Origin of the sequence: uncultured Parolsenella sp. (assembly GCF_934660935.1) — a bacterium.
In the GTDB taxonomy this organism is placed as follows: domain Bacteria; phylum Actinomycetota; class Coriobacteriia; order Coriobacteriales; family Atopobiaceae; genus Parolsenella.
In genome coordinates this window covers 61,191-83,187 of record NZ_CAKUIH010000001.1, presented here as the reverse complement: position 1 = coordinate 83,187, position 21,997 = coordinate 61,191, and the positions used below count along the sequence as shown (strand labels likewise).

Annotated in this window: 21 protein-coding genes and 1 tRNA gene; 3 read left to right on the top strand and 19 right to left on the bottom strand. The window is 62.2% G+C overall.

Features of this window, described 5'->3' with window-relative positions; all coding sequences use genetic code 11:
- Positions 1–590: 590 nt before the first annotated feature.
- The 11 genes from Q0H23_RS00360 to pyrR form a co-directional block, all read right to left on the bottom strand.
- Entirely contained in the window at positions 591–1,271 is a 681-nt protein-coding gene (locus Q0H23_RS00360; RefSeq protein ID WP_293834527.1) for a helix-hairpin-helix domain-containing protein, read from the bottom strand.
- Between the two features lie 230 nt (positions 1,272–1,501).
- Positions 1,502–2,791: a tRNA uracil 4-sulfurtransferase ThiI gene (thiI, locus tag Q0H23_RS00355; RefSeq protein ID WP_293834525.1), complete on the bottom strand. Its 1,290-nt coding sequence runs from the start codon at positions 2,789–2,791 to the stop codon at positions 1,502–1,504.
- Between the two features lie 4 nt (positions 2,792–2,795).
- Positions 2,796–3,083, bottom strand: a complete 288-nt coding sequence (locus Q0H23_RS00350) for a DNA-directed RNA polymerase subunit omega (RefSeq protein WP_293814123.1) — start codon at positions 3,081–3,083, stop codon at positions 2,796–2,798.
- Between the two features lie 12 nt (positions 3,084–3,095).
- Complete coding sequence (gmk, locus tag Q0H23_RS00345) at positions 3,096–3,662, bottom strand: guanylate kinase (protein ID WP_293814122.1); 567 nt, start codon at positions 3,660–3,662, stop codon at positions 3,096–3,098.
- Positions 3,662–3,970: an integration host factor, actinobacterial type gene (gene mihF, locus Q0H23_RS00340; RefSeq protein ID WP_293814121.1), complete on the bottom strand. Its 309-nt coding sequence runs from the start codon at positions 3,968–3,970 to the stop codon at positions 3,662–3,664. The genes gmk and mihF overlap by 1 nt, the downstream gene beginning before the upstream one ends.
- A gap of 203 nt (positions 3,971–4,173) precedes the next feature.
- Positions 4,174–4,902, bottom strand: coding sequence for an orotidine-5'-phosphate decarboxylase (gene pyrF / locus Q0H23_RS00335; protein ID WP_293834523.1), 729 nt, complete (start codon positions 4,900–4,902; stop codon positions 4,174–4,176).
- 75 nt (positions 4,903–4,977) lie between these two features.
- A complete protein-coding gene (locus Q0H23_RS00330) occupies positions 4,978–5,904 on the bottom strand; it encodes a dihydroorotate dehydrogenase (RefSeq protein ID WP_293834520.1) in 927 nt (308 codons plus the stop codon).
- Positions 5,898–6,692: a dihydroorotate dehydrogenase electron transfer subunit gene (locus tag Q0H23_RS00325; protein ID WP_293834517.1), complete on the bottom strand. Its 795-nt coding sequence runs from the start codon at positions 6,690–6,692 to the stop codon at positions 5,898–5,900. Before Q0H23_RS00325 ends, Q0H23_RS00330 begins: the two co-directional genes overlap by 7 nt.
- 91 nt (positions 6,693–6,783) lie before the next feature.
- Positions 6,784–8,073, bottom strand: a complete 1,290-nt coding sequence (locus Q0H23_RS00320) for a dihydroorotase (protein ID WP_293834515.1) — start codon at positions 8,071–8,073, stop codon at positions 6,784–6,786.
- Positions 8,060–8,992 (bottom strand): aspartate carbamoyltransferase catalytic subunit, encoded by a 933-nt coding sequence (locus Q0H23_RS00315; protein ID WP_293814116.1) that lies wholly within the window; start codon positions 8,990–8,992, stop codon positions 8,060–8,062. The genes Q0H23_RS00320 and Q0H23_RS00315 overlap by 14 nt, the downstream gene beginning before the upstream one ends.
- Complete coding sequence (gene pyrR, locus Q0H23_RS00310; protein ID WP_293834512.1) at positions 8,992–9,582, bottom strand: bifunctional pyr operon transcriptional regulator/uracil phosphoribosyltransferase PyrR; 591 nt, start codon at positions 9,580–9,582, stop codon at positions 8,992–8,994. Before pyrR ends, Q0H23_RS00315 begins: the two co-directional genes overlap by 1 nt.
- A 225-nt stretch (positions 9,583–9,807) precedes the next feature.
- Between pyrR and Q0H23_RS00305 the strand changes: the two genes are divergently transcribed.
- On the top strand, positions 9,808–11,652 hold the full coding sequence (locus Q0H23_RS00305) for a glycosyltransferase (RefSeq protein WP_293834510.1): 1,845 nt from the start codon (positions 9,808–9,810) through the stop codon (positions 11,650–11,652).
- A 204-nt stretch (positions 11,653–11,856) separates the two neighbouring features.
- Here Q0H23_RS00305 and Q0H23_RS00300 read toward each other — a convergent pair whose 3' ends face one another.
- The 4 genes from Q0H23_RS00300 to Q0H23_RS00285 form a co-directional block, all read right to left on the bottom strand.
- On the bottom strand, positions 11,857–12,807 hold the full coding sequence (locus Q0H23_RS00300; protein ID WP_293834507.1) for a glycosyltransferase: 951 nt from the start codon (positions 12,805–12,807) through the stop codon (positions 11,857–11,859).
- Positions 12,807–13,574 (bottom strand): ABC transporter ATP-binding protein, encoded by a 768-nt coding sequence (locus Q0H23_RS00295; RefSeq protein ID WP_293834505.1) that lies wholly within the window; start codon positions 13,572–13,574, stop codon positions 12,807–12,809. The genes Q0H23_RS00300 and Q0H23_RS00295 overlap by 1 nt, the downstream gene beginning before the upstream one ends.
- A 30-nt stretch (positions 13,575–13,604) precedes the next feature.
- Positions 13,605–14,444 carry an ABC transporter permease gene (locus Q0H23_RS00290; RefSeq protein WP_293834502.1) on the bottom strand — a complete coding sequence of 280 codons (840 nt, stop codon included), beginning with the start codon at positions 14,442–14,444 and terminating at the stop codon, positions 13,605–13,607.
- Positions 14,445–14,544: 100 nt separating this feature from the next.
- The gene (locus Q0H23_RS00285) at positions 14,545–15,744 is read right to left on the bottom strand and encodes an EpsG family protein (protein ID WP_293834501.1); all 1,200 of its coding nucleotides are present in this window, start codon (positions 15,742–15,744) and stop codon (positions 14,545–14,547) included.
- 229 nt (positions 15,745–15,973) lie between these two features.
- Between Q0H23_RS00285 and Q0H23_RS00280 the strand changes: the two genes are divergently transcribed.
- Positions 15,974–16,048 (top strand) — tRNA-Asn (locus tag Q0H23_RS00280).
- A 172-nt stretch (positions 16,049–16,220) separates the two neighbouring features.
- Positions 16,221–16,997 (top strand): radical SAM protein, encoded by a 777-nt coding sequence (locus Q0H23_RS00275; RefSeq protein WP_293834500.1) that lies wholly within the window; start codon positions 16,221–16,223, stop codon positions 16,995–16,997.
- A gap of 3 nt (positions 16,998–17,000) precedes the next feature.
- Here Q0H23_RS00275 and Q0H23_RS00270 read toward each other — a convergent pair whose 3' ends face one another.
- The 4 genes from Q0H23_RS00270 to mscL all read right to left on the bottom strand — a co-directional run bounded on the left by Q0H23_RS00270 (position 17,001) and on the right by mscL (position 21,858).
- Complete coding sequence (locus tag Q0H23_RS00270; protein ID WP_293834499.1) at positions 17,001–17,534, bottom strand: hypothetical protein; 534 nt, start codon at positions 17,532–17,534, stop codon at positions 17,001–17,003.
- 44 nt (positions 17,535–17,578) lie between these two features.
- Complete coding sequence (locus Q0H23_RS00265) at positions 17,579–19,438, bottom strand: ABC transporter ATP-binding protein (RefSeq protein ID WP_293834498.1); 1,860 nt, start codon at positions 19,436–19,438, stop codon at positions 17,579–17,581.
- Entirely contained in the window at positions 19,439–21,199 is a 1,761-nt protein-coding gene (locus Q0H23_RS00260; protein WP_293834497.1) for an ABC transporter ATP-binding protein, read from the bottom strand.
- Between the two features lie 221 nt (positions 21,200–21,420).
- Positions 21,421–21,858: a large conductance mechanosensitive channel protein MscL gene (gene mscL / locus Q0H23_RS00255; RefSeq protein ID WP_293834496.1), complete on the bottom strand. Its 438-nt coding sequence runs from the start codon at positions 21,856–21,858 to the stop codon at positions 21,421–21,423.
- Between the last annotated feature and the right edge of the window lie 139 nt (positions 21,859–21,997).

Sequence of the window (21,997 nt, the reverse complement as noted above, 5' to 3'; positions counted from 1 at the left end):
AGCGCCCGATGCCGGTCACCGTAGAGCCGAACTCGACCCTGTCGGGAAGCGTGAGCCAGACTTTGGCACGTCCTCCGCCTCCCAACATTGCTTCGGCACGGCATAGCCACCCGCTCTGACCGCTCGTGCAATCAGACCGAACAACAAACTCGCACGAACTCACGCTCGTGCCTTCAAGCGCCGAAGCGGCATCATCCGCGCGAGCAAGCGCCCAGCCGCCCTCGAGGCCGCCAGCGACGACCGCGACCGATAGCGCCAATGCTCCCGTAGCCAAGGACCATGATGCCCCAGCAAGCCGAATTATCACCAAGGCGAGAAGGGAGGCGATCGACGCGAATAGGAGCAAAAGCTTCATCCCCGAGAAGCCTTGCAAGGCCAGCGATTGCGAACCCACAAACGCGAGGGCGGCGAGGAGGACGAGGGGCACATAAGGGCGCTCCGGATAGGGCGAAAGACCATCCTCGCCTGGGCAAGCCGATGCCGGCCGAGCATCCTCTCGCGCACGAGAGGCATCGTCCTCAAGGCAAGGCCTGCTCTCGTCACGGCCCCACGCAAACACCCTCTTGCGCGATAGGGCCGCCACAAGCCCCCTAGACACGGATTTGATCCTTAAGCTTGGAGAACTTCCCCTCGCCTATGCCGCTAACGCGCATAAGGTCCTCGGGGCTCGCGAAGGGACCGTTGAGCTCGCGGTCCTCCACGATCGCCGCAGCTGTGGAGGGACCGATGCCAGGAAGCGAGTCAAGCTCTTCCGTCGTCGCCGAATTGATGTTAATCACTCCGGACGAAGAGGCGCCGCCATCAGACCCCGAGGCAGGTCCCGAAGAAGTCTGCCCCGACGCCACCGCCTCCCCTTGCCTCGGCACATGGACCTTTTCCCCGTCGGAAAGCGCGGCAGCAAGGTTGAGCGCAGTGGTATCCGCATCCCCAGCGAGGCCACCAGCGGCCATGACGGCGTCATTCACACGCGGATGCGCCCCCGTCAGTTCATAGACTCCCGGGGCCACAACCGCCCCGTCAATGTGGACGAAGACGGAAGCAACGACTGACTCTGGTGGCGAGGCGGCAGAGAGGGTCTCCGCAGTTACCGCGGGGGCAGTGGCTGGAACGCTCTCGCGCTCGATCACGACACCGCCACGGAATCCTCCAAGAGCGGCGACAACGGCGAGAGCGAGCGCGCCCGCCGTGACAACGCCCGCCACCAACGCGAGCCTCGACTTCCCTCGGGAGCCATGGGAACACCTGTAGTTCTTTCGAATGAGTTGAGCCATGTAATCGCCTCCCCCTCAATCGTGGAGGCAACTAGGACCAAAGAGCGGCGCGAGGGCAAGAAAGTCCCACGCACTCAAACCCAAATCAAACGAAGACCTAACAGGATTTCGCAAAAACATGCCAAATCGCGTCAAACAAACTAGAAAGCACGAGGTAGAAGAAGCGCCGACACTCGTGGCATCGGCGCTTCAAATGAGAAAAAACTATTTTGTCCCCAAATGAGGAAAGGCTACTCGTTCGCAGACTCTTCGCTCTTTGCAGCCACATCCCCGGTCTCGCCAGGCCACTCGGCAGGAGCGAGCTCACGGTGCCTCGCCCTCAGCTCGCGCGGAGGACGATACGAGGCGCAGGTGTTGAAGTCCACGTACTCGATGTTCTTCATCAGGTACTCGACCATCGCCTCATGGTCAAAGGTCTCCCACGCCTCACGTACCATGCGGAGGTTGGCATGTGTCTCGGGACGGCGCGGCATGAAGAGCGTGCAGCAGTCAGGAGCCGTCTGCGCGCTGATGTCATACGTGCCGATCTGCTGGGCTCGATCGATGATCTCGATCTTGTCCGTGCCAATGAGCGGGCGGAAGACCGGAATCGTGGCGACGTCATTCGTGGCAGTGATGTTCTCAAGGGTCTGAGAGGCGACCTGGCCAAGAGACTCGCCCGTGACCAGAGCCTTCGCACCCTCGAGCTCGGCCACGCGTTGCGCAACCTCGAACATGAGACGGCGATACATGATGACGCGGAGCGCCTGCGGCGCCTTGAGCGAAATCTCGCGCTGGCACTCGCCAAAGGGCACCACATAGAGGCGCCCGATGATACCGGCGGGCTCAAGCGCGCGAACGATATCCTGCGTGAGCCACTCGGACTCATCGCTCGTCATCGGACGGCCGGAGAAGTGCACGGGCACGCAGATCGCGCCGCGACGGCCGACCATCCACGTGGCGACGGGAGAGTCGAAGCCGCTCGAGAGCAACGTAACGACCTTGCCCGCGGTACCCACGGGAAGACCACCCGCGCCGCGCTGAGAGGTGGCATCCGCATACACGTAGACGTCAGATTGAACGACGTGGACGTTCACCGTGACATCAGGCTGGTGCATCTGAACGCGGAGATCCGGGAAGGCCTCGCACAGGGCGGATCCAACCTGGCGGTTGAGGTCGATGCTGTGAATTGGGTAATCGGTGTTGGAGCGGCGACCGTGAACCTTGAAAGACTCGCAGCCCTTGCAGACACGAAGGCTCTCGATAGCCGCGGCATTGTACTCCTCGGGGTCACGGGCGCAGCGCCACGCGACGGATACGCGAGCGACACCAGGCACGGCGGCAACCATGCCGGGGATATCCTCGGGCATGCCACCGTCTTCGAAGCTCACGCGAACGTACCCCGCAAGGCGCTCGACATGAGCCGAACGCCCCTTAAGGGCACGCTTGAGGTTGGTGATGAGCTGGCGCTCAAAGATAGAACGGTTCTTACCTTTGAGACCAATCTCGTGATAATGAACGAGGCAGACGCGATCAGCCACGGCGCTACTCGGCAATCGTGACGTTCGTGTCCTTGATGGCCTCGTCGAAGTCGTCCTGGACGTAACCGAGCTTACCGTCAGCGAGCTCATTCATGGCGATGGAGGTGGTGTCCTCACCGGAGACCATGGTGGTGATGTCGTCGACATCCTGGATGGCAACGACGCGAAGGTGCTGGCCGCGAAGCATGTTGTTGATGTCGCAGGCGCGCTTCGACGCGACGGAGCAAAGCAGGAACGGGTTGTGCTCGGTCTTCTCGAGCAGGGTGTCGATTTCAGGCTTGATCACAGACATTGCTGAACTTCCTCAATTCATCTCGTGCGTTTCGAGCACTCGGAGCAGCTCCGAAGTGGCCCTCTCAAGATCATCGTTGACGATTCGCTCGTCATAGCGCGGGGCAAGCTCAAGCTCGCCGGCCGCATCCGCAAGACGCAGGCGAAGGGACTCTTCGCTCTCCGTCTCGCGACCGCGGAGACGCTGTTCGAGGACCTCCATGGAAGGAGGCTCGATGAAGACGAGGACGGCATCGGGAAAGACCTTGCGAACGTTGAGCGCGCCCTGGACGTCAATCTCGAGGATGACGGACTTACCGGCGCTCAGGTTACGGTCAACCTCGGAGGCAAGCGTGCCATAACGGTTCCCGTGGACGTTAGCCCACTCGAGGAACTCCCCGGCCTCGACACGACGGTCGAAGTCATCGTTGGTGAGGAAGTGGTAGGAAACCCCGTCAACCTCACCTGGACGTGGCTGTCTCGTTGTGGCCGAGACCGTCAGGCCCAGGTCCGGGCGCTGTTCTCTCACAAGAGAAACCAGCGTGCCCTTCCCTACGCCTGACGGTCCGGAAACTACGAACAGCTTAGGTGTGCGCGACACTACTTGGAGAGAATCTCGAGGAGGGCCTCACGCTGACGGGCACCAAGGCCCTGAACGCGACGGTTGTCAGCGACGGCGATCTCGTCCATGATCTTGGCGGCCTTAGCCTTGCCGTAGCCCGGAAGGGACTCAATGAGAGCGCGGACGGGCATACGCTTGGCGGCCTCATCCTCAGAGTTCAGGACGGACTCGAGGGTGACCTCGCCGTTCTTGATCTTCTCACGGAGCTCGGCGCGAGCGTGGCGGGCCTCGGCGGCCTTCTTAAGGTTCTGAGCGCGCTGCTCGTCGGAAAGCGTAGGGAGAGCCATATTTCCTCCAAATGTAAGTACTTCTCAACACAAGTTCCGAAGGGGCTTCGGGTGCCCCGCAAATCGGCTGTATGACACTATGGCAATGTAGCAGCCACTTTGCAAGAACTTTCACGCATTTACCCGCGTTTTATACCTCACCGCCCCACAAAAACGGCACCTTGGATACAAATACGCCGATTAGTGTCAGGACTCGGCGGGTTTTAGCGTGCTTCAATCTCCGCGACGATGGCCTCGAAGGCGGCGACCGGATCCTCTGTCTGGGTAATCGGCCTGCCGACGACAATGTGGCTCGCGCCGGCATTGACGGCGGCGGCAGGGGTCGCGACGCGGCTCTGGTCTCCCAGAGCGGCTCCAGCCGGACGAACGCCCGGGGTCACGATAAGTGCATCCGGGCCAAGGAGCTCGCGCATCTCGCGCGCCTCCATGGGCGAGCACACGATGCCGTCGAGGCCAGAGTCAACGGCGAGCTTCGCGAGGGCCGCGGCTTGCTCGGGAATCGGGCGCGTCACGCCAACCTTAGCCAGCTCCTCGGCGTCCATGCTGGTAAGCACGGTGATGGCGATCACATAGGGCTTGTGGCCAAACTCGACGAGGGACTGCTCGGCGGCCTCGTGACAGGCAACGAGCATCTTCTCGGAACCAGAGCCGTGAACCGTGACCAAATCCGCGCCAGAATGGGCAGCGCTCATCACGGCGCCGCGAACCTGATGCGGGATGTCATGGAACTTGGAATCGACGAAGATCTTGAAGCCGCGGTCGCGGAGCTCCTTGACGAGCGGCAGGCCGCCGTCATAGATGAGCGTGATGCCAACCTTCAGCCAGGTGGCATGACCCTCGAGCTTGTCAGCGAGGGCACGAGCCTCCTCGGGCCCGCAATCGAGCGCAACCATCACGCGGTCGCGAGCGGAGAGATCGTCAAAGCGGCCCATGAGGCCTCCTTCCGGGCGAGTCGCCCATCGAAAAAGGGGCGACCGCGGAGGTCGCCCCAGAGAATCAAAGTCCGACTAGCCCTCGAAGGCGCCGATAAGCTCGGAAATGCTGGAAACGCCCTGCGACTCGGCCCACTCGGTGAGCTCGCCGAGGATGCGGGGAGCCGCCATCGGGTCGACGAGGTTAGCCATGCCGACGGACACGCTCGTGGCGCCGGCGAGGATGAACTCCGCGGCATCGGCACCGGTCATGACGCCACCAACGCCCACGATGGGGAGGCTGACGGCATTGTGGACCTCCCACACCATGCGCACCGCGATAGGGTGAAGGGCGGGGCCGCTCATGCCGCCGGTGGGGCGGCTGAGCTTGCTCCTGCGCGTGTTGACGTCAATGGCCATGCCAGGGATGGAGTTGATGACCGTAAGGGCATCCGCGCCCTCGGCCTCGAGCGCCTTCGCGACGTCGACGACGCGAGCGGGAGCCATCTTGACGAGAAGGGGCTTCTTCGTATGCGGACGGACGGCACGGATAACCCCCGCGGCACCCTCGGGCGTGGAGCCCATGGCGCAGCCACCTGCGGCGATGTTGGGGCAAGAGATGTTAATCTCGAGGCCGGCGGCGAACGGGGCGAGCTCCTCGAAGAGCTCGACGGCTGCGACGTACTCCTCGACGGAGTGGCCCGCAACCTGGCAGATGACCGCGGTGCCCTTGTCGGAAAGCTCCTGGAGGTACTCGCCGGAGCCCTCGATGAGGCCGCGGACGCCGGGGTTCTGGAGACCCACGGAGTTCATCATGCCGCTCGTGACCTCGGTCATGCGCGGGGCGGGGTTGCCGGGCCAGGCCTCGGCGGCGCAGCCCTTGGTGGTGATCGCGCCGAGCTGGCTCACGTCATAGAAGCTCTCGAACTGCCAGCCGTAGCCATAGGTGCCGCTCGCGGTGTTGATCGGGTTCTTGAGCTTGATGCCGGCGAGATCGACGGACATATCGACGTTGCTCACCATGCCACCACCTTCGAGTCGAAGACGGGACCTGCCATGCAGGCTCCCACCATGCCGTAGACGGTCTCGACGTTGCACGTGTTACAAGCACCAAAGCCGCAGGTCATCATGCGCTCGACGGAGACCTCGCACTTGACGCCGGCAGCCTCGGCGATAGCCGCGACGGCACGCATCATGGGCTCGGGTCCGCAAGTGAGGACAAGGTCATACGCGCCCGTGGCGAGCATGGGCTCGACCTCGGCCGTCACGAATCCCTTCGTACCAGCCGTGCCGTCGTCAGTCGTGAGGCGAACCTCGCCGCACAGCGGCTCGAGCTCGTCGGTCCCGCAGATCTTGGCGGCAGTGAGGGCGCCCACGACGGCGTCGACCTCGGCGGCGTTGTCAGCGGCGAAACGAGCGGCGGCGATGACGGGCGTGATGCCGATGCCACCAGCGACGACGAGGACCTTCTTCGCGCCCTTGTCCATCTTCCAGCCGTGGCCGCCGGGGCCGAGTACCGTCGAGCTAGACCCGACGCCCATGGCGGAAAGCCTGCGCGTGCCATCGCCCACGACCGCATAGTACGTGGTCACGGTGCCGGCTTCGGCGTCAGCGGAGGAATACGAGAGAGGGATGCGGATGAGCTGGCGGGTATCGCCGGGGACCTCGAAGCTCATGAACTGACCAGGCTCGAGGGCTGCCGCCAGACGAGGGGCCTCGATCGTGAGGCGATAGACGCCCTCGGCCACAGGCTCGTTCGAGACGACGGTGAAGTCGTGGATACGAGCCGGCGACGGAGTGGGATAGGCCATGTCTCTCCTTTCGGGCAATAGGCCGCACGAGACGGCCGAACGATACGCGACGGCGCCCCGAGAGAAGTCTCCCGGGGCGCGCGAGATAAAACTAGGCGAGCTTGCAATCCTTCAGGACATGCTTGCCGGCAACGACGGTGTCCGTCGCGCGACCGGTGAGCTTGGCGCCCATGAAGGCGGAGTTGTGCTGCTTGCCGCAGAACAGCTCCGGCGTGACCTCGAGCTCGATGGTCGGGTCGATAAGGGTGAGGTCCGCGGGAGAACCGGCCTCGACCTTAACGGCCTCGAGGCGGGCGACCTTGCGCGGGTTCACGCACATGACCTCGACGAGGCGCTGCCAGCTCATCTTGCCGGTGGAGACAAGGTTGGTGAGCATAAGCGGGAGGCTCGTCTCAAGGCCGACGACGCCGAAGGGAGCGATCTCGAACTCGCACTCCTTCTCGTGGAGGGCGTGCGGCGCGTGGTCCGTGACGACACAGTCGAGCGTACCGTCGCAAATGCCCTCGCGGAGAGCCGCGGTGTCGGCAGGGGTGCGCAGCGGCGGGTTCATCTTGAGGTTGGTGTTGTAGGTCTCGTCGAGGAGCTCCTCGTCGAGGAAGAGGTGGTGCGGGCAGACCTCAGCCGTGACGGGCAGTCCCTCTGCCTTGGCGGCACGGACGAGCTCGGCGCCACGGGCGGTGGAGATGTGGCAGATGTGGAGAGCGCAGCCCGTGAGGCGGCAGAGCTCGATGTCGCGAGCAATCTCGATCTCCTCGCCGGCGGCAGGCCAGCCAGCGATGCCGAGACGGGTGCTCACGCGGCCCTCGTTGACCATGCCGTGCTCGGTCAGGGACTTGACCTCGCAGTGACAGGCGACGGCACGATCGAACTGACGGACATAGTCCATCACGGTACGGAGCATGCCAGCGCTCTGGACGCCGTGGCCGTCATCGGAGAACATGCAGGCGCCCTCGGCGACCATATCGCCGATCTCGGCCAGGGCCTCGCCCTTCTCACCACGGGTGCAAGCGCCGATGGGACGGACGTGCACGAGGCCAGCGGCATCGCCCTTGGCGATCTGGTAGCGCACGCCCTCGCCCGTGTCGGTCACGGGGTTAGTGTTGGGCATGGTGGCGACGTCGGTGAAGCCACCAGCGGCAGCGGCGGCGGAGCCCGTCTCGATAGTCTCCTTGTACTCGTAGCCGGGGTCGCGGAAGTGAACGTGGATATCGGTCAGGCCCGGGACGAGGTACTTGCCCGTGCCATCGATGACCTCAGCGCCCTCGGGGGTCTTGATGTTCGCGCCCACGCGGGCGATGCGAGCGCCCTCGACGAGGACGTCGGTAACGGTGTCGAGGCCGACCTGCGGATCGACGACGTGAGCACCCTTAATCAGCAGCATTCTCTTCTCCTCCAAGCAGCAGGTACATCTCGGCCATACGGGTGTAGAGGCCCGCGGCGACCTGGCGGGTCACGAACGAGTTCTGGGCATCAGCGGGGATCGAGTCGATCTCCATGCCGCGGTTCATCGGGCCCGGGTGCATGACGAGGGCGTTCTCCTTCATGCGAGCGTGACGCTCGGCAGTGAGGCCCCAGAGACGGTTGTACTCGCGCTTCGAGGGGATCGTGGCGCCTTCCATGCGCTCGAGCTGAACGCGGAGCATGTACACGACGTCGGCGTCCTCGATGACGGAGTCGAAGTCATAGGTCTCCTCGGCACCGAAGACCTCGGGCTCAGGGAGCTGGAACGTCGGAGGGCCAACGAGCGTGACCTTGGCGCCCATGGTGCGAAGAGCCGGGGCGAGGGAACCGACGACACGGCTGTGGAGCAGGTCGCCGACAATGGCGACCTTGAGGCCCTCGAGCTTGCCGAAGTGCTCGCGCATCGTGTAGAGGTCGAGCAGAGCCTGGGAGGGGTGAGCGTGCTTGCCGTCGCCGGCGTTGATGACGCGGGCATCGGTGTAGTGGGTGATGAGCTCGGCGGTGCCAGCATTGCGCGCACGGCAGACGAACATATCGACGCCGTAAGAGTCGAGCGTCTTGATGGTGTCCTCAAGGCACTCGCCCTTGGAGACTGAGGAGCTGGAGCCCTGAACGTTCAGGGAGTCGGCGGAGAGGCGCTTCTCGGCGATTTCGAACGAGGAGCGCGTACGGGTGGAGGCCTCGAGGAAGAGGTTCACGATCGTGCGGCCGCGAAGAGCGGGGACCTTCTTGATCGTGCGGTGGTTGATCTCCTCCATGGAACGGGCCGTATCGAGAATCTGCGTGATGTCATCGGCAGTGAGGTCCGTCGTGTTGATGAGGTTGCGAACGGAAAGCACTATGCACCGACCTCCTTATTGGCGATTGCGGCCTTCTCGGCCTCGATGTCCCAAATCTCGACCGCATCGCGGCCGTCAAGCGACTCGACGAAGACGCGGACGTCCTCCTCGTGGGAGCTCGGCACGTTCTTGCCGACGTAATCCGCGCGAATGGGAAGCTCGCGGTGGCCGCGGTCGACCATGACGGCGAGCTGAATGGTCCTGGGCCTACCCAGGTCCATGAGGGCGTCGAGCGCGGAGCGCACGGTACGTCCCGAGAAGAGAACGTCGTCGACGAGGATGATGTCCTTGTGGTCGACGTCAAAGTTGATCTGAGTCTCGTGAATGACGGGTGCGAGGCGACGGGTCACGTCATCTCGGTAGAAGCTGATGTCGAGCTTGCCCACCGGCGGGCGGATACCCTCGATGGACTCGATCTCAGACGCGAGGAGATCTGCGATGTTGGCACCGCGGCGGACGATACCCACAATCGCGAGGTTCTCCGCCCCCTCATTGTTCTCGATGACCTCATGCGCGATGCGGGTAAGGGCTCTGCCCATCGCCGCAGCGTCCATGATGGTCGCCTTGGGTCCCAGTCCCTGCTGTTCCATGTGGCTCCCTTCACAAAAAAAGACGCCTATGCCTGTTGCGGCACGGGACGTCATCCAAGGGTCTCGCATGAGGCTGGGAAACTCACCAGCTTGTTCCTTGCCGGTGTCCCGCACCGTCTTAAAGGTTGTGACAACTATACTACTGATTACTAACTACTGGGCGAGAAACGCCCTTCACCGAATCGCCAAACGGTCGACTAAGCGACTGAGAAACCAGGAGCGCCCATGATCGAGCACAAGCTCTCTAACGTCCTTCTCAAGCCCGCGGAGCACCTCGCGGGACACGACGAGCTTTACGCCTTCTGCGCGAGCCCCCTCGACTACGACGAGGAGACGGCTGCGCTCAGGCTCGCAGAGCCCGCTGACTTCATGACCTTCCTGAACGCGTGCTCCGCCTCGAAGTGGGCCAAGTACTGCGACATTACCACCGTGACGCTCAGGCTCGAGCTCTCCGGCGATACCTGCGAGGTCATCATCAAGGGCATGCCCGAGAGCGCCAAGGCTGACTCCGAGAACACCGTCGAACTTGACCGGATCACCGTCGAGCCCGAAGCGGGCAAGGTCGCAAGCGTCTCTGCCACGTTCGATTGCTCGGGCATGGACCTCGTCGCGTTCGAGCTTCTTCCATCCGGCACGACTCTCCTCCACTCCGGCGCCTATTTCGCCGAGGTCGATGAGGGACGCATCCACCCGGTGCGCATCGCGCTCTCCACGACGACCTTCAAGAAGGAGCACTACATCGTCCCCAACATCGAGCTCATGCGCGACGCCATTCGCTCGGACGATGGCCCCATCCACGACGCCTTCCACATGTTCGTGGTCGACAACGGCTCGACGCTCGGCGCCGAGGCCCTCTCTGATGACCTCGTGACCGTCATCCCCAACGCCAACGTCGGCGGCGCGGGAGGCTTTGCCCGCGGCATGATCGCCGCGATGGACTCCCCCGCCGAGTTCACCCACGTCATCCTTATGGACGACGACGTCCACGTCTTCCCCGAGAGCATCAAGCGCACCTACAATCTCCTCGCCCTCGCGAACGAGAAGTACGCCCACGCCTTCATAAACGGCGCCATGCTTTCCGTCGAGCAGCCCGAGAGGCTCTTCGAGGACGTGAGCCATGTCCTGCGCAGCGGGGTCTACCACAAGGTGAAGCCGGACCTCTTCGTCGATCGCCTCGACCAGGTCGTCGAGAACGAGAGGATCGACGTCGAGGTGGAGAACGCCTACGGCGCATGGTGGTTCTCGTGCATCCCCGTCGCCAACATCCGCGAGAAGGGACTGCCCGTCCCCGTCTTCGTGCGCTGCGATGACGTCGAGTACGGCTTGCGTTCCAACCCCACGTACATGACGATGAACGGCATCTGCGTCTGGCACGAGAGCTTCGAGGGACGCCCACGCGCCTCCGTCGATTGCTACCAGTACGTGCGCAACTTCCTCGTCATGGCCGCGTGCGATGGACACGTCAACACCGAGCTCTTCATGGCCCGCGTCTGGCGAAACGTTCTGCTTCGCCGCCGCGACCTCGAGTACGGAGCCGCCGAGCTTCTCCTCCAGGGCGTGGAAGACTACCTGCGCGGCCCACAGTGGCTCATGGAGGCCGACGGCAGTGCCCTCATGCGCGAGAACGCCAAGCTCAACGACAAGTTCGTGCCCCTCGATGAGATCGATCCGGCAATCATCTCCGAGGGCAATATTCGCGAGGTCACCCTCGAGAAGCACCATGGCCTCACGCTCGCGGACAAGCTAGTGAAGACCATCCCATATGACAAGCACCTGCTGCCGGATGCCCTCCTCAAGAAGGCTCCGGGCCACCTCATGGTCAGCGGGCCCACACTCTACAGCCGAAACACCCTTGCTCGCGAGACCATCGTCGTCCTCGACATCACGGGCGAGAAGGCCTGCGTCCGCCGCATGGACCGCGCGCGCAACGCACAGATCAAGCAGCGCGTCCGCGAGCTCAAGCAGCGTTGGCAGCTCGAGCACGAGCGCGTGGCGGCAGACTACCAGGCAGCCTTCCCGACCATGATCAGCCAAAAGTTCTGGCGACACTACCTCGGCATGGAAGAGTAGGGACGCCCGGCATCCTACGGAGGGACGCTCGGCGTCCTGCGGCCCATCCAGGTGCAAAAAGCGCGCCCCGTCACAAAGTCTGTTGACGGGGCGCACATCTGTTTTGGGGAATGGCTAAGCTCGCCGAGGCTGCAGGAACGCCAGGGCACATGGCGATGGAGCCCACACTGTCAGTTCGATCTAGCAACCAGCCGAAGGGAGAGACTAGCGCTTCTCCGGCCTCTTCACGTACTCGATTGCGGGATGGAACCTCAAGCCCTCGAACGTTCCACCCAGCACGGCCCTGGCGCGCTCGAGCTTGCGACCCTTCGCCTCGGTAGCGATGCGCCAGAGGTGGTTGAGGTCTCGCGCGGCGACATACGCGTAACCCGCAGCTCCCTCACCGCGATAGAGCACGATGTCATTGCGGTACGCAAGGCGGAAGCGCGCGATGCGCTCACCGGAGTCGATGGCGACGTTGCCGGCACCGTTGACCTTGCACTTGTGCGTGACCACACTCGTGCCCACGACGTAGCAGGGATACTTCCTCGAGACGCGGCGCGTGAACTCCCAGTCGTCGGTCCAGATGAAGAAGTCCTTGATGGGGAGACCGAGCTCCGCGATGACGTCCGCAGGCACGAACAGCGAGACGAAAGACGCGAGCGTGCAGGGCTGCAGCTCGGGGGTAAAATCCTCGATCGTGTGATGCAGCGGGTGCCTCTGGCGGTTCATAGAGCAAGGGGTGCCGTCAGTCCAGAGGCAGACGCTCGTGAGATAGCCGTACTCCCCGTTCAGGCCCTCGCCCGCGATGAGGAACTCACGCAGGGTGTCAGGGTGCGTCATACAGTCGTCGTCCATGACCCAGACGTAGTCGTGACCAAGCTCGACGGCCTTGCGCATACCATAGTTGAACCCACCGGCACCGCCGAGGTTCTCGCCCGTGTTGAAGTAAGTGATCTTCCCGGACTCAGCGAGGGCAGTCAGCGCCTCCTCGGTGCCATCCGTGCTCGCGTTGTCAACGACGATGACGGAAAGGCCGTAGCGCTCGTCAAGGACGCCAAGGTCCTGCTTGCAAAGGCAATCGAGGCACTCGAGCAGCAGGTCCTTGCGGTTGTACGTCACAACGACGGCAGCGACGCTCTTGCGGTTCTCGGAGTCAGCGCAGACGGAGGCCATTAGTTGTACTGCCTCCTGTAGGCCCTGCAGACCTCATCCGTATCGCCGATCATGCGCTGCTCGCCCTTCTCGATCCAGACGCAACGCGTGCAGAGTCGCTCGACCTGCTCGAGAGAATGGCTCACGAAGAGAACCGTGACGCTGCCGCTCTCGATGAACTGGCGGATGCGCTTCTCGCACTTCTCCTGGAAGAACACGTCGCCGACGGAGAGGGTCTCGTCGACGATGAGGACATCAGGCTCGACGACGGTCGCGATTGCGAACGCGATGCGCGCGACCATGCCGCTGGAGTAATTCTTGAGCGGCATGTCCATGAAGTCGCGAAGCTCCGCGAAGTCAACGATATCGTCGAGGTGGGCGTCGATGAACTCCTTGGTATACCCGAGGAGCGCGCCGTTGAGGTAGATGTTCTCGCGCGCGGTGAGCTCGATGTCAAAGCCAGCGCCAAGCTCGATGAGCGGGGCGATGTTGCCATGAACGGTGACCTTGCCCTCGCTGGGCTCGAGCACGCCGGCGATGATCTTGAGCATCGTCGACTTGCCGGAGCCGTTGGTGCCAACGAGGCCGAGGACCTCACCCTTCTTGACCTTGAAGCTGATGTGCTTGAGGGCGTGGAACTCCTCGAAGAACAGCTCGTGCTTCACGAGCTTGATGAAGTACTCCTTGAGGTTGTCGAGGCGCTCGCTCGCCATGTTGAAGATCATGGTGACGTCGTCTACCTCGATAGCACAATCCTCGCCCGGGGTGATGTCGGTCTTAGAAGCCATACGTATGAGCCAATCTCTCGCGTGCGAGACTTAGATGTAGAGGATGAACTTGCGCTCGAGCTTGTGGAAGACCACCCAGCCAAGGGCAATCGCGATGACGGCCCAGATGGCGCACATGGCGACGGTGATGAGCTCGGGCGGCTGGCCGTTAAGGAGGATCATGCGCATGAACGTCACGTAGTTATACATGGGGTTCGCGAGCATGATGACGCGCATGAACGCGTACGGAACCTGGGCGATCATGCTGACGGGCCAGAACAGCGGCGTCACGTAGCTCCAAGCGAGGATGACGACGCCCCACAGGTGAATGACGTCGCGGAAGAAGACTGCGAGCGAAGAGAGCAGCATGCTCATACCGATGCAGAAGCCCATGAGCAGAACGAGAAGCACCGGGAGCAGGATGATGGTCCAGCTGACCCACACGCCCTCCCACAGCATGACGATGAAGACGGCGATCATCGAGAACGCGAAGTTGACGAGCGAGAAGAGAACGCGCTCGACCGGGAACACCGTCTTGTTGATGCGCACCTTCTTGAGCAGGGGTGCGGCGTCGAGGATCGAAGTGACGCCCTGGTTGGTGGAGTCCGCGAAGATCGTCCAGATGACGTTGCCGAGGATGAGGTAGAGCGGGTAGTGCTCCATGTTGTCATAGCGCAGGAAGAACGAGAACACGAGCGACATGACGACCATCATGAGCAGTGGGTTGAGGACGCTCCACACGACTCCGAGCACACTGCGGCGATACTTGCGCTTGAAGTCCTTGCCGACGAGCTGCGCGAGGATGAACTTCTCCTTGGCGCGGTCAGACTTGGCGAAGGCCTCAGACGCCGGAACGGTTGCCGTGGCTGTAGTGGTTTGCTCTTGGGACAAAGCCATCTCCTTGACGATGTTTGGCCCATACGGGCCCGTCTTGTCAGCGCCTCGCAAACACCAAGGCGCAACGTAACCAGTAAATGATAGCAAGGGAGCCCTACGAGAGAAGGCCCGCCGCTGCACGCTCACCAAACACGGACACATAGGGCACGACCCCATACTGGCCGCCGACAACGACCTGTACGTACGTCGCCGCTGCCCAAGCGACAAGTACGAGGGCCATCGCCGCCGCACGCAGGCGCTTGTCCTCGATGCGCACGATCGTATGAGGCATGAGGAGGATGAGCATGGGCGCGAAGTAGCGCGCGACGCGGTCAACGATGAATGGGAGAAATGCAGCCGAGACGTAAAGAGCGAACGCCAGGGTCGCGCACGCGACAAGCGCAGACTCGAGACCGGAGCCGGCAAGCTGAACTCGAGAGTCACCCTTTTCAGGCGCTTCACTTGCCCCAACGGAACCCGCAGCCTTCGTGCGAGCCAGCAAGACGACCACGAACGGGAATGCCCACGTGAGGCCGAGCGTGATCATGGCATTGACGCGCGGGCGAGGGCCGACATAGACACTGCTAGAGGGGTCGAGATAGAGGCCGAACCTCGTCTGGGCGAACACGACGCGCGCGACGGAGATCCCCACGAGGGCAAACGCGACGCAGCCCACGAGAAGAAGCACCGCGCGCGCCGGCGTCATTCTGAGGCGGAGCAACGGCCAAAGAGCAAGCCACATGAGACAGCTCAGATGCATGAGGCTTCCCAGGACGACCCAGACGGCATAGCGCGCAAAAGCCTGGCGCGCGCTCATGTCGCGCTCCCCCACCCACTCGAGGCCGTTCATAACGCACGCAATGGCGAACCATTGGCGCGCGATGTTGAGAGACTCGAAGTAGAAGCCTGCGACGAGAAACAGAGCGAGGGACAGGACGGGGTCGGGCGACAGCCTGCGGCAAGCTCGTATCACAAGCGCATACGTGGCAGCGGACAAGAAGGCGAACATCCACTGGGGGTTGTCCGTAAACAGGTTGAGGATGCGGATGAGGGCATAGAAGCCGGGATCCATACCGGATGCGGGCGACTGGTTGGCGTAGAGATGATACAGCTGCCAGTAGCCGAGATAGCCTGCTGACTCCATCGATGCGCTGTAGTCGACGCCGATGTCATATCGAAGGGACGCCGGAATGGTGAGGGCCAAGAACACGACGGACCACAAAAGGTTCGAGACCTTGGGGTTCTCCTCCCGCAGCCCCTCGGCAGATAGCGCCGCCAGCATGGCAACCGCAGCAGTAAGCAAATAGACGAGCATGAATCCCCCGAGAGTCGCAACTTAGCATCTCTGACAACATTTTTTTTGCAAGTTCAATTTACCCCAATAGGCCGTTTACCAGCGAAAACGCTACGGTCAACGACTTCTGGGGACACAAATAACCCTATCACACCAAAATTTGTAAAAATTTATGGTTGCACTCGCCCACAGCTTCTGTATACTAATCCTCGTTCGCACGGAGCAAAGCACGCGCTCCTGACAAATGAATTCCTCGATAGCTCAATGGTAGAGCCCGCGGCTGTTAACCGCGTTGTTGTAGGTTCGAGTCCTACTCGAGGAGCCAGACTTGAATGGCCTCGTTGGATTCCAGCGAGGCTTTTTTGTTAGATGGACACTACGCCGCACCCCCCTGCTGAGCGGGATTCGCGTGGCAGCCTTCCCACGCCGCTCGTCCGGACTATCGCCTCCCCCTCAATGCGATAATGGTCTCACGCAACCAACCCGAGGAGCGACGCATGGCAACGTTTCTGAACGACAGCCCCGTATTCGGCCCAGTCCGTAGCAGGCGCCTCGGCCTCTCCCTCGGCGTCAACATGATGCCCGCGACGGGAAAGATCTGCTCGTTCGACTGCCTCTATTGCGAGAACGGCTTTAATTCCGAGCGCCGTTGCGACGGAAGGCACAATAGCGCCTCTGCGGTACTCCCGGCGCTCGAGGCCAAGCTCCGCGAAATGTCTGCCCAGGGCGAGCTGCCAGATGTCATCACGTTTGCCGGCAACGGAGAGCCAACGGGGGCACCGGAGTTCCCCGAAGCAATCGCAGGCGCAGTCAAGCTAAGGAACGAGCTCGCGCCCAAGGCGAAAATCGCCGTTCTCTCCAACGGGACCTTCGCCGACAGGCCCTCCGTCCATGATGCGTTGATGCTCGTCGATGACAACATCCTCAAGCTCGACACCGTCGACCCCGCCTATATCGAGCTTCTCGACAGGCCCGTGGGCAGCTACGATGTCGAGCACCAGATCGAGACCTTTGCGAGCTTTAATGGCCACGTCATCGTGCAGACGATGTTCCTGGCTGGTGAGTATGGGGGCAAGAGGCTCGACAACACCGGCGACGAGTATGTGACGCCATGGCTAGCGGCCCTCAAGCGCATTCGCCCCCAAAAGACAACCATCTACACCGTCGCGAGGGACACGCCGGCTCCGGGGCTTAGGAAGGCCTCCCCGGACGTGCTAGACGCAATCGCGCGACGCGTCGAGGCCCTCGGCATCCCCTGCCAGGTTAGCTACTAGGCACTAGACGCACAGCTTGACGAGGGCGCTCTTGAGTCCCCCAAGCGTATCCCATGAGCCATCCGCTCCCTTTTGCACGTAGACATCGGCCTCGGACTGGGCCGGGGTGGCATTCTCCACGCACTGCATGAGGACTTTGCCCGCCTCTTCGTCGTTCAGCCCGCGCGACTGAGAGACGAACTCCTTGGCGATATCTGCTACCGAGCGGCAGGTAAGCGTCACGTGAACCGTGGCAGAGGACCCCGTCATCGTCACGTCGCCAACCTCGTAATCAAAATCTTGGAGATACGTGGAGATCAGCTCGTCGTCGGATATGCCCATGTCTTCGAGCTGGCTCCCAACATAGGAGTTAAGCGTCTCCTTCGCAAGGTCCACGGCTTCTCCAGAGCCGGACTTGAGCTGCTCGAGCCCGTCCGTCACGCCATCGGCAATGGCGGCCTTGGACTCGGCATCGCCGGAATCGCCGCACCCCACAAGACCAATGGCAAAAATGATCCCAACGATTGCGGCTATAACAGCGAACTTATCCTTACGCATGGCGACACCCCACAGACACTCGAAACATCGAAGTTTGCCCCATCCTACTCTTCTCGGGCAAACTGGCTCTCGTAAAGACTCGAGTAGAAGCCACGAAGGCTCAGAAGCTCCTCATGCGTACCGCGCTCGATGATGCGGCCATCGCGCATGACAAGGATGCAATCGGCATTGCGGATCGTACTCAACCTATGGGCAACGACGAAGCTCGTGCGACCACGCATGAGCTCGTCGAACGCCGCCTGCACTTGGAGCTCCGTGCGCGTATCGATGCTCGAGGTCGCCTCGTCGAGAAGAAGAATCGCGGGATCCGTCAGCATGACGCGGGCGATGCAGAGCAGCTGGCGCTGGCCCTGGGAGAAGGAGCCACCGTCCTCGCCAATAACCGTGTCATAACCCTGGGGAAGCTGACGGATGAACTTGTCCGCATGGGCACGGCGCGCCGCCTCCTCGACTTGCTCGCGCGTCGCACCAGGGCGCCCATAGGCGATGTTGTCATGAACGGTTCCGGCGAAGAGCCAGCTATCCTGCAAGACCATGCCGAACGATCTGCGCAGGCTCGCTCGCGTGTACTCGTCCGAGGAGCGTCCGTCCACCGCGATGGTTCCGGAGTTCACATCATAGAAGCGCAGCAGAAGGTTGATGAGCGTCGTCTTGCCGCAGCCCGTGGGGCCAACGAGGGCAATACGCTCGCCCGGAGTCGCGTGGATGCAGATGTCCTTGAGGAGCTCACGGTCAGGCACATAGGAGAAGTCCACGTGGTCGAAGCTGACCTCGCCACACGGACGGACGAGCTCTATGGCCCCCGCACCATCCGGCCCCTCCTCGGTGGCGTCCAGAAGGGCGAATACTCGTCGAGCAGACGCGTAGGCGGTCTGAATCTGGGCGATGACGCCCGTAATCTCGTTGAAAGGCTTCGTGTACTGGTTGGCGTAGCTCAGAAACGCCTGGACCTCGCCAACGGTAAGGCGTGCGGGGGCACCCGTGATGACGCTCAGGCATCCCACCACAGCAACTACCGCGTAGATGATGTTGTTGATGAAACGCGTGCCGGGATTCGAGAGCGAACTCATGAACTGGGCATGCTCGCCGGACGTGTAGAGGCGCTTGTTAATCTCATCGAAGCGCTCGCATGCCTCTGGCCCAAATGCGAACGCGTCGACAAGGCGCTGCTCGCCGACATACTGCTCGACATGGGCGCCAAGCTCGCCTTGGATGCGCTGCTGCTCGGCGAAGCTCTTATCGGAGAGGCGGGTGATGAGCCAGGCGGCGCCCACGGACAGCGGCGTCACGAGAACCACGACGAGCGCCATGGGCACGGAAGTCGCGAGCATGAAGCCAAGCGTGCCGACGATGGTCACGGCACCACTCAGGAGCTGGTTGGTTCCCTGCAGAAGGCCGTCGCCGATCTGGTCGACATCGTTCACGACGCGGCTAATGAGGTCGCCGTGCGGATGCGAGTCGATGAAAGACAGGGGCATGCGATTGAGCTTGTCAGAGGCGACATTACGAAGATCGCGAACGGTCTCGTATGAGAGGCGGTTCACGCAGTAGCCCTGGACCCACTGGAGCGCCGAGGCAGCGATCACGACAATGGCGAGCTCGCGCACGAGGGGGACGAGGACGTCAAAGTCAACTCGCCCGACGCCAATCATGCAGTCGATTCCACGACCGATGAGAATGGGTACGTAAAGCTGCAGCGTCACGCCCGCGATCGCGCTCAAGAGGGATGCGACCAGCAGCCCCCTGTAAGGCCCGACGTAGGCAAGGAGCCTTCGCGTCACCTCAAGCGTGGACATGCTGGAGGAAGATCCGCCGGTATCACCATTGGGGCAGCCGAGGGAGTCCTTACCTGCAACAGTCGCGGTGACGGTCGCTACGGAACCGGTCGAAGCATAGGGATTCATCTAGTTCGCCTCCCCCTTAAGCTGGGAATCGCAAATCTCGCGGTAGAGGCCGCATGTTTCAAGGAGCTGCTCGTGTGTGCCAAGGCCGGCGAGGGCACCATGATCGAGGACGCAAATGACGTCGGCGGAACGGACCGCAGAGACGCGCTGGGAGACGATGACCGTCGTAAGCGGCGTCTTGCCAGCAGCGGCATCGCACTTGCCAAGCTCCCTGATGGCATGGCGCAGAGCGGCATCCGTCCTCATGTCGAGCGCCGAGGCCGAGTCATCCATCACGAGGATGCTAGGTGACCCCACAAGGGCGCGGGCAATGGTCAGGCGCTGACGCTGGCCTCCTGAGAAGTTCTTGCCACCCGCCTCGACCGCGCTATCGAGGCCCTGGGGCATGGCCTTCACGAAGTCTGTCGCCTGCGCGACCTCAAGAGCCTCCCAAAGTTCGTCATCTGAGGCGCCGGAGTCCCTCCAGAGCAGGTTTGAACGAATCGTGCCCGCGACGAGCGACGCGCGTTGTGGAACGAGGGCGACCTCGTGGCGCAGACTCGAAAGAGGCCAAGAGCGAACGTCTTCGCCCATAACGCTGACGACGCCCGCGCTTGGATCGTAAAGACGTGAGATGAGGGAGACGAGCGTGGACTTGCCCGAGCCGGTGCCGCCGATGACGCCCAGGGTCATACCTGGGTAGAGCGCCAGCGTGACATCACTGAGGGCAGGCGCCCCGCTTCCATAGGAGAAGGTCACGTGGTCAAAGGCGAGCGCGGGGACATCCGCGGAGCACACGGGCTTCTCCCAGGCCTGGTCTGCGACATCGCGAACGGAGGGCTCCGTCGCGAAAACCTCGTTGATGCGTGCCGCGGAGGCGCTCGCACGCGTGAAGACGACGACGAGATTGGCAACGTAGACGATCGAGAGGAGCGTTTGGGTCATGTAGTTCACGAATGCCATGACCTGGCCCTGCGTGAGGCCACCGACGTTAACGGACTGACCGCCGAGAACGAGAATCACGCATACGGCGACGTTCATGATGAGAAAGGTGGCGGGATTGAGGATGGAAGAGAGGCTGCCAACCGCAGTGGCTATACTCGCCTGCGCTTCCGTGGCCTCGCGGAAGCGCTTGCGCTCGTGGTCCTCCCTCACAAAGGCCCTCACGACGCGGACGCCAGACAGGCCCTCCCTGCACACCAGGGCGATTCGATCGAGAGCCTTCTGCATATTCGAGAAGTACGGCACACAGCGAGCCATAACCACCCAGAAGATGACGCCGATCAAAGGCGTGGACACCAGAAAGACGAGGCCGAGCCTGACGTCGATGAGCAGCGCCGCGATCATGGACCCAACGGCGAGCAGCGGCCAGCGGATAAGCTGGCGCACGCCGAGAGCGACCGCGACCTGGACCTGATTGACGTCGTTGGTGATGCGCGTGATGAGCGAGGGCGTACCGAAGCGGTCGAGCTCGGCGGAGGAGAGCTCGTTGACGTGTGCATAGAGAGCGCCGCGAATCTCAGTACCGATGCCCTGAGAGCAGAGGGCCGCCATCTTCTGGCAAACGAGCGTAAACGCGATGCCGACGACGGCCATAACTATTAGCGCGACGCCGCTGATAAAGACGGAGCGGGCGTCGCCGGCAATGACGCCCCAGTCGATCATCCTCGCGATGACGAGGGGCGTGAGCAGGTCGAAGAAGACCTCAATGAGCTTGCAGAGAGGGCCCAGCACGAAGTAGCGCATGTAAGGCCCAGAGAAGCGTTTAAGAAGCTCAATCATACAGACGAGATGCCTTTCGAGACAAACGGATTGCCGGGCCATAAAGACCAAGCGCGCTCAGATGCGCGCCCACTCATACTAGTCGCTTCATGCAAAGAAGCTGTAAGCCGTATACCCAGCAGCAGAGTCAAACGATCGTTGACGCATGCAAAAGCCGAGAAGGTCAACCGCGATGACTCGCCAGGATGGCTTCGCCTTCGCATGAGGGGTGGTGCCCCTAGCTAGGCCTCGGTCTCAACGGGAAGCTCGGCTCCGCAATGCGGGCAGCGCGTGGCACCAGGCTTGTGCTCCTCGAGACAGAAGGGACAGGTGGGCGCAGGCGCGGCAGGAGTCTCTTCCTCGGAGTGGGTGTGGCTCTTGGCCAGTCGCTGGGCCTCGTTGAACGCCTTGACGATGGCGAACACGATGGCGGCGACGATGAGGAAGTTGATAACGGCACCCAGGAACTTGCCGAAGTCGATTTCCGTACCCGGAACGACAAGGCCGCCGATCTCGCCGACGTTGCCGCCCGCGATGAGCTTGATAAGCGGGTTGATGATGTCTTCCGTCAGAGAGGTGACGATCGCAGTGAACGCGCCGCCGATGATGACGCCAACGGCCATATCCATGACGTTGCCGCGGCTAATGAACTCCTGGAACTCTTTGGCAAGCTTCTTCATGGGTGCCCCCGAGCGATGTAGTTGCGAACATCTCGCGTCAAGTATAGCGAGCCAGGGCACAAGGACTCACTGCGTGCTTATCGCCAGGCAAACCATTGGGCACATGCTGTTTGGCGGCAGCAAAATCGGTGCGCCACGA